Genomic DNA, 7,387 nt, shown 5'->3' with positions numbered 1-7,387 from the left:
GGCTATACCCTTCCTGCTCAATGGGATAAGTTTCCTGGCCATACTGGCGGCGCTCTGGTGGTGGCGTGGTGAAACGGACGCACACCAGAGGCTGCCGGCCGAGCGGGTGTTGCCCGCCATGGTGACGGGGTTGCGCTACGCCCGCCGCAGCCCAGCCCTGATCGGGGTGCTGCTGCGTTCCGCCGCCTTCTTCCTGTTTGCCAGCGCCTACTGGGCTATGTTGCCACTGGTGGTGCGCCTGCAACTCAAGGGGGATGCCACCCTCTACGGCACCCTTACCGCCTGCGTCGGCATCGGTGCTGTACTGGGTGCCCTTTTGCTGCCTCGGTTGCGCCGCCGCCTATCGGGCCATCACATAGTAATGCTGGGATCCGTCGGTACCGCGCTAGTGCTGCTGGTGCTGGCTACCTCCAGATCCGCATCGTTGGCCCTGCTGGCCGGGCTGCTGGCGGGCGCCAGCTGGATTGCCACTCTCTCGAGCCTGGTGATCGCCGCTCAAGGGGCTCTGCCCGACTGGGTTCGTGCCCGCGGTCTCTCCCTTTACCTGACCGTCTTCTCCGGTGCTATGGCCCTCGGTTCCATCAGCTGGGGACTGGTAGCCAGCCACGTCGGCGTGACCGGCACCCTGCTGACCGCAGCCTCCGGCATACTGCTGCTGCTGCCCTTCACCACCCGGGTGCGGCTGGATGGGGGAGATCGTTCCTTGACTCCGAGCCGTCACTGGCCAGAGCCGGATCCCGTCGATCCTGCCCAGCAGCAGACTGGTCCCGTGATGATCCATGTGCGCTACCGAGTGATGAGCGGGCAGGAGGCCCCCTTCAAGGTCTTGCTGCGACAGCTTGGCGAGACCCGTCATCGCGATGGTGGTCTGGAGTGGCACCTGTTTCGCGATCAGGAAGGGGACGGCTTCATCGAGACCTTCGTGCTTCCCACCTGGCTCGATCACCTGCGCCAGCATGAACGGGTCACCGACGAGGAGCAGCAGCTTCAAGCGCAGATCCGCGCCCTGTGCCACGAGGTCCGGGTCGAGCACTATCACGCTGCCGGCTAACCGGCTACTATGGCCCGGCCGAGATGGATGACTATCGGGGGCGTGGTCGCCCCGTTACCGTCAACGATCAAGTCAGATCTAGAGCCCAGCATGATGACAGGCCCCGCTCCCAGGAGCGGGGCCTGTTCATTTCCTCATGACGTGATTTGGCTTCCTCTTGATCCCGGTCAGCGGCATCCAGCCCCCTCATCCCTATAGTAAGCAGCCTGCCCTGGCGGCTCCTGAGGTATTCATGCTCGAAAATCAGATGATGTTGTTGGCGGTATTCGAACGGGCGGCGCTGATGCTGATGACCCTGTTCTTTCTGACCCGCACAAGGCCGTTCCAGCGGTTGTTCCAGAAGCGGGATCACACTCCGGCCGAGCTGGTGCTGGTGGCATCCATCTTCTGCCTGTTCGCCGTATACAGTACCTACACCGGCATTCCGGTGGAGGGTGCGCTGATCAACGTGCGGATCATCGCCATCATCTCGGGCGGTATCCTGTTTGGCCCCTGGGTCGGCATTCCGGCCGGGGTCATCTCCGGGCTACACCGCTACCTCATCGATATGGATGGTCACACCTCGATCCCTTGCCTCATCGCCAGCATTATCGCCGGCCTGCTGGCTACCTGGTTGCACCTGCGCTGTCGCAAGTCGCGACTCTGGCTTTACGGCATTCTGGCGGGGATGTTGTGCGAAGGGTTGACCATGCTGCTGATCCTGCTACTGACCGAGCCCCACGGGGTAGGGGTGGAGATCGTCAACCACATCGCCTATCCGATGATCGCCGGGGCGCTCTGCATCGGCCTCATCATCAAGCTGGTGCAGGATCTGGATGACGAGAAGGAGCTGATTGCCGCCAAGCAGGCCAAGCTGGCGCTGGATATCGCCAACAAGACGTTGCCCTTCTTCCAGAACATCGATCGCCACTCTCTCAGTCAGGTGTGCGAGGTGATCCGGCGCGATATCAGCGCCGATGCGGTGGCCATCACAGATACCCATGATGTGCTGGCCTATGTGGGGGTGGGCAAGGACTATTACGAGCTGGACGAGCACCACGCCATCAGCGGCATGACCCAGCAGGCGGTGCTGCTCGACCAGATCATCATCAACAACGATCTGCGCCAGTATCACCTATCCGATTTCCACTCGGTCATCATTATTCCGCTGCGGGAAAACGGCGCGGTGAGCGGCACCCTCAAGATCTACTATCGCCGCACCCACAGCATCACCAGCTCGCTGCGGGAGATGGCGGTGGGTCTCTCCCAGCTCATCTCCACCCAGATGGAGGTGTCACGTATCGAGCAACTCAAGGAGATGACCCGCAAGGCGGAGTTCACCGCGCTGCAGAGCAAGATCAACCCGCACTTCCTGTTCAATGCCCTCAATGCCATCTCGTCGCTCATCCGCATCCGGCCCCAGCAGGCACGCCAGCTGATCGCCAATCTGGCGGATTACCTGCGCTACAACCTCAACAAGGGGGATGAGCTCATCGACATTCAGGAGGAGCTGCAGCAGGTGCGCGACTATGTGGCCATCGAGCAGGCCCGCTTCGGCGACAAGCTGGAGGTGGTGTTCGAGGTGGACGATGTCCACATCCAGGTGCCGAGCCTGCTGTTGCAGCCGCTGGTGGAAAACGCCATCCTGCACGGCATCCAGCCTCGCAGTGCGCCGGGTCGGGTCACCATCGAGGTGAAACAGCTGGCGGGGGGCATCCGGGTATCGGTGCGGGATACCGGCTATGGCATCAGTCAGGCAGTGATCGACGGGGTGGCCGCCGGTCGGGTAGAGAGCCGCAGCATCGGCCTGATGAACGTGCATCAGCGGGTCAAACTGCTCTATGGCGACGGCCTGCAGCTCAAGCGGCTGGAGCCGGGTACCGAAGTCTGTTTTTATCTGCCGGATCAGGAGTCGATGCCATGCTGAGTGCCATCATGGTTGGGGATAAGTGTGTGCCGCGAGAGGTGTTGTCATGCTGAAAGCCATTATTGTCGAAGACGAATATCTGGCTCGCGAGGAGCTCATCTATCTGGTGAATCAGCACAGCACCATCGAGATAGTGGCGAGCTTCGAGGATGGGCTGGAGGCGTTCAAATACCTGCAGGATCACGAGGTGGATGTGGTGTTTCTGGATATCCAGATCCCCTCCATCGACGGCCTGCTGCTGGCCAAGAACCTGCACAAATCGAGTCACCCGCCCCACATCGTCTTCGTCACCGCCTACAAGGAGTTTGCGGTGGAGGCGTTCGAGCTAGAGGCGTTCGACTACATCCTCAAGCCCTACAACGAGCCGCGCATCATCAATCTGCTGCAAAAGCTCGAGCATGCGGGCAAGTCGCAGCCGGCCACTACGGGGGAGGCGAGCGGCGACGTGATCAGCCCGCAGAATCGCACCGTCAATCTGGTGAAGGGGGAGCGCATCATAGTCACCCCCTGCGAGCAGATTTACTACGCCGAGGCGGACGAGAAGCTCACCTATGTCTACACCCGCACCGATCGCTATGTGATGACCATGACCATCAGCGAGTTTGTCAGCCGCTTGCCTGCCGAGGGGTTCTTCCGCTGTCACCGTTCCTACTGCGTCAACATCAACAAGATCCGCGAGATAGTGCCCTGGTTTAACAGCACCTATCTCATCCGGCTCCATGATCTGCCGTTCGAGGTGCCGGTGAGCCGCAGCAACATCAAGGCGTTCCGTCAGCTGATGCGGCTCTGATTGTCATTCATTCCCGCCGATCTGCATTTCATGCCTTAATCGGTCGGCGCGAGCAGCGTCTTGCCTATAGTGGCCTCACTTTCCTGAAGGCCATCGACCGAGACGCATCATGACCATCGATCTGAACCGCACCCGGTACCTGACACTGATCGGTACCATCATCACCCAGTTCGCACTGGGTTCTGTCTACACCTGGAGCCTGTTCAACGCCCAGCTCTCCGACAAGCTGGACGAGCCGGTGAGTCAGGTGGCCTTCGCCTTTGGCCTGCTCAGCCTCTCTCTGGCGGTGGCCTCCTGCATGGCGGGCAAGCTGCAGGAGCGGTTCGGGGTGCGCAACGTTACCCTGGGGGCCGGCGTGCTGCTCGGCATTGGCCTTTTCCTCACCGCCCATGCCAGCAATCTGGCGATGCTCTATCTCTGCGCGGGCATTCTGGTCGGTTTTGCCAACGGTACCGGCTATCTGATGACCCTCTCCAACTGCGTGAAGTGGTTCCCGGAGCGCAAAGGGCTCATCTCCGCTTGCTCCATCGGTGCCTATGGCCTCGGTAGTCTCGGCTTCAAATATATCAACCTGCTGCTGCTCTCCAGCTCCGGCCTTGAGGCCACCTTCCAGCTGTGGGGGCTGATCACCATGTCCATGGTGCTGGTGGGTGGCATGCTGATGAAGGATGCACCCCAGCAGGCCGCTTCGGCGCAGCAGACCGAGCGCCGTGATTTCACCCTGGCCGAAGCGATGCGCAAGCCGCAGTACTGGATGCTGGCGCTGATGTTTCTCACCGCTTGCATGAGCGGCCTCTATGTCATCGGCGTGGCCAAGGATATCGGCGAGAACATGGTGGGTCTGTCGGCTGCAGTGGCTGTCAATGCGGTCGCGGTGATCGCCATGGCCAACCTGGGGGGGCGACTGGTGCTGGGTATCCTCTCTGACAAGATCTCCCGCATCCGGGTCATCACCATCGCCCAGCTGATCATGCTTTGTGGCATGGGATTGCTGTTGTTCGTGCCGCTTAATGCCAACCTCTTCTTCGTGGCGGTAGCCTGTGTGGCTTTCAGCTTCGGTGGCACCATCACCGTCTATCCCTCACTGGTGAGTGACTTCTTCGGTCTCAACAACCTGACCAAGAACTACGGCGTCATCTATCTGGGTTTTGGTCTGGGCAGCATCATCGGCTCCATCGTGGCCTTCCTGTTTGGTGGCTTTATGGCGACCTTCAACCTGATCCTGGTGTTGCTGGTGGTGGCGCTGGTGCTCTCCCTGACCATCCGTTTGCCGGCGCCGGTATCGGTGGTGCGGGCCTGATTACCCTCACTGCCACAGCAAGCAATAACAAAGACCCGGGCCATGCCCGGGTCTTTGCATTTCGGATGGTCGATCAGTGTGGCGCTAGCCCCAGCAACAGACGGGCCTGACGGCAGGTATCCCCCACCGTTGACCAGTTATCACCTGTGATGGTGATGTGGCCCATCTTGCGGCCGGGGCGGGGGTTGCCCTTGTCATAGAGGTGCAGATGCAGACCGGGCTGTGCCAGCAGGGCGGCCCAGTCTGGCGTGCCGTTTTTCCAGAGATCTCCCAGCAGGTTGATTAACAGGGCGGGCCGCACAGCGATCTGCTCTGGCAGCGGCAGATCGCAGAGGGCGCGTACCTGCAACTCGAACTGGCTGCATTCAGCGTTGTCGAGGCTGGGGTGGCCCGAGTTGTGAGGGCGGGGCGCCATCTCGTTGACCAACAGCTGGCCGCCCACCAGGAAGAACTCCACCGTCAGTACCCCCACGTAGTCGAGGGCGGCGATGAGATGTTCGGCAATGCGCTTGGCCTCACTCTCCAGCGCCGGCGCATTGGCCGGTGAGCGAGTCTGGTCGAGAATGCCGCCGCTGTGCCAGTTCTGCACCAGTGGCAGGGCGCTGATGGCGCCGCTTGGGCTGCGGGCCAGGGTCAGGGCAAATTCCCCCTCCAGCGCCAGCCGCTTTTCCAGCACGCAGGGCACGCCACTGCCTGCCCGCGCCGTCGCCAGTTCGTCCAGATTGTTTACCTGCCACTGCCCCTTGCCGTCATACCCCTCGCGGGCAGTCTTGAGGATGGCGGGGAAGAGTTCGCTGGCCTGTGCGGGGATGGTATCTTCCGCCAGCAGCGCCAGATAGGGGGCAACCGGGATGTCTGCTCCGTGCAGAAAAGCTTTCTCCTCGCGGCGATCCTGACAGATACGCACTGCGCTGGCGGCTGGCCGCACCGGCTTGCGTTGCTCCAGCAGTGCGAGGGTGGCGGCGGGTACGTTCTCGAACTCGCAAGTGATGGCGGCGCAGCGGCTGGCCAGATCGTGCAGGGCCGTTTGGTCGTCATAGGAGGCGACAATATGGTGATCGGCGGCGGCACCGGCGATGCTGGCCGGGTCGGGATCCAGTACCACCATCTTGTAGCCGAGGCGGTGGGCGGCCATCACGAAGTAGCGGCCAAGCTGGCCGCCGCCGAGCATACCGAGGGTGGCGGGTGGCACTATCATGTCGGCTCCTCCAGTTGCAGCGCCAGCACCCGGTCACGCTCGTTGGCACGGAAGTCGTCGAGCTGTTGCTGGTAGCGGGGAGCCTCCTCGTCCCGGGCGACCGACAGCAGGGAGACCGCGAACAGTCCGGCGTTGGCTGCCCCCGCCTCGCCGATGGCGAAGGTAGCGACCGGCACCCCTTTGGGCATCTGCACAATGGAGAGCAGCGAGTCCATCCCCTTGAGCTGACGCGAGGGAACGGGGACGCCCAGCACTGGCAGCGTGGTCTTGGCGGCGACCATACCCGGCAGGTGGGCGGCGCCACCGGCCCCGGCGATGATGGCACGCAGACCGCGTTCGCGGGCACTGGCGGCATATTCGAACAGCAGATCCGGCGTGCGATGGGCAGACACCACGCGCGCCTCGTAGGGCACACCGTGCTCCTTGAGGATGCGGGCTGCGGCCTGCATCACGGGCCAGTCGGAGTCGGAGCCCATCACCAGGCCAATCAGGGGAGGGGTGTTCATGTTTGTTGGTTCCTTGCTGTTAAACGTTTGCTTTTGGTAAACAAAAAGAGCCGGCAAGCCGGCTCAGAATTTCTCGGGTCGCACGATGTCGACCGGTTGCAGAAAGGCGATCATGGCGTAGTCGGGGTAGTAGCGACTCTGCAGGTGGGCCAGCAGCCGCTCCGCCTGCTCACGGCTGCAGATCGCCTCCAGCCGGATGTTGCCGCTCTCGCTCCAGCTGGCGTTGCGCTCGCCATGATCACCCCGGCCGCGGGCATCGGTGATGGTGTAGCCGCGCAGCCCCTCGCGGGTGAGGGTGCGCAGCAGGGTAGGCTCCAGATTTGCTTCCGTGATAACGGTTAGCAGGGTGCGTGTCTCGGTCTGCATGTGGCTACTCCGTGAAGTGGCGGGCCCAGCTGTGGTAGAGCGGGATCCCCAGCATGATGTTGAACGGGAAGGTGACCCCCAGCACGGCGCTGAGGGACAACCCCGGGTTGGCTTGTGGCAGGGCGATACGCATGGTGGCCGGCACGGCGATATAGGAGGCGCTGGCCGCCAGGGTGGCCAGCAGGGTCAGGCCGCCGAGGGAGAGCCCCATCAGCTGGCCAGCTGCCAATCCCAGTCCCGCTGAAGCGAGCGGCATCAACAGCGCGAAGC

Annotated in this window: 8 protein-coding genes; 4 read left to right on the top strand and 4 right to left on the bottom strand. The window is 62.4% G+C overall.

Going from position 1 to position 7,387, the window contains the following annotated elements; genetic code table 11:
* From AAC083_RS00885 to AAC083_RS00870, 4 genes are all read left to right on the top strand, one after another.
* Positions 1–1,051 (top strand): MFS transporter (locus AAC083_RS00885; RefSeq protein WP_181364879.1); only part of this gene is annotated, 1,051 nt, incomplete at its 5' end.
* A gap of 232 nt (positions 1,052–1,283) precedes the next feature.
* The gene (locus AAC083_RS00880; RefSeq protein WP_181364877.1) at positions 1,284–2,957 is read left to right on the top strand and encodes a sensor histidine kinase; all 1,674 of its coding nucleotides are present in this window, start codon (positions 1,284–1,286) and stop codon (positions 2,955–2,957) included.
* Between the two features lie 46 nt (positions 2,958–3,003).
* Positions 3,004–3,747, top strand: coding sequence for a LytR/AlgR family response regulator transcription factor (locus AAC083_RS00875; RefSeq protein ID WP_042036242.1), 744 nt, complete (start codon positions 3,004–3,006; stop codon positions 3,745–3,747).
* Between the two features lie 109 nt (positions 3,748–3,856).
* Positions 3,857–5,047 carry an L-lactate MFS transporter gene (locus AAC083_RS00870; protein ID WP_181364876.1) on the top strand — a complete coding sequence of 397 codons (1,191 nt, stop codon included), beginning with the start codon at positions 3,857–3,859 and terminating at the stop codon, positions 5,045–5,047.
* Between the two features lie 73 nt (positions 5,048–5,120).
* Here the strand turns inward: AAC083_RS00870 and AAC083_RS00865 are convergent, their stop codons facing one another.
* The 4 genes from AAC083_RS00865 to AAC083_RS00850 form a co-directional block, all read right to left on the bottom strand.
* The gene (locus AAC083_RS00865; protein WP_108537834.1) at positions 5,121–6,245 is read right to left on the bottom strand and encodes a 5-(carboxyamino)imidazole ribonucleotide synthase; all 1,125 of its coding nucleotides are present in this window, start codon (positions 6,243–6,245) and stop codon (positions 5,121–5,123) included.
* Positions 6,242–6,751 (bottom strand): 5-(carboxyamino)imidazole ribonucleotide mutase, encoded by a 510-nt coding sequence (gene purE / locus AAC083_RS00860; RefSeq protein ID WP_108537833.1) that lies wholly within the window; start codon positions 6,749–6,751, stop codon positions 6,242–6,244. The genes AAC083_RS00865 and purE overlap by 4 nt, the downstream gene beginning before the upstream one ends.
* Positions 6,752–6,814: 63 nt before the next feature.
* Positions 6,815–7,117, bottom strand: a complete 303-nt coding sequence (locus AAC083_RS00855; protein WP_042013288.1) for a P-II family nitrogen regulator — start codon at positions 7,115–7,117, stop codon at positions 6,815–6,817.
* Between the two features lie 4 nt (positions 7,118–7,121).
* A partial coding sequence (locus tag AAC083_RS00850) for a sodium-dependent bicarbonate transport family permease (RefSeq protein WP_181364875.1) occupies positions 7,122–7,387 on the bottom strand: 266 nt, incomplete at its 5' end.

Origin of the sequence: Aeromonas sp. HMWF014 (assembly GCF_963878295.1) — a bacterium.
Taxonomy (GTDB): Bacteria; Pseudomonadota; Gammaproteobacteria; order Enterobacterales; family Aeromonadaceae; genus Aeromonas; species Aeromonas popoffii.
The sequence above is the reverse complement of the archived record's forward strand: the minus strand, read 5'-3'. Positions and strand labels throughout refer to the sequence as shown.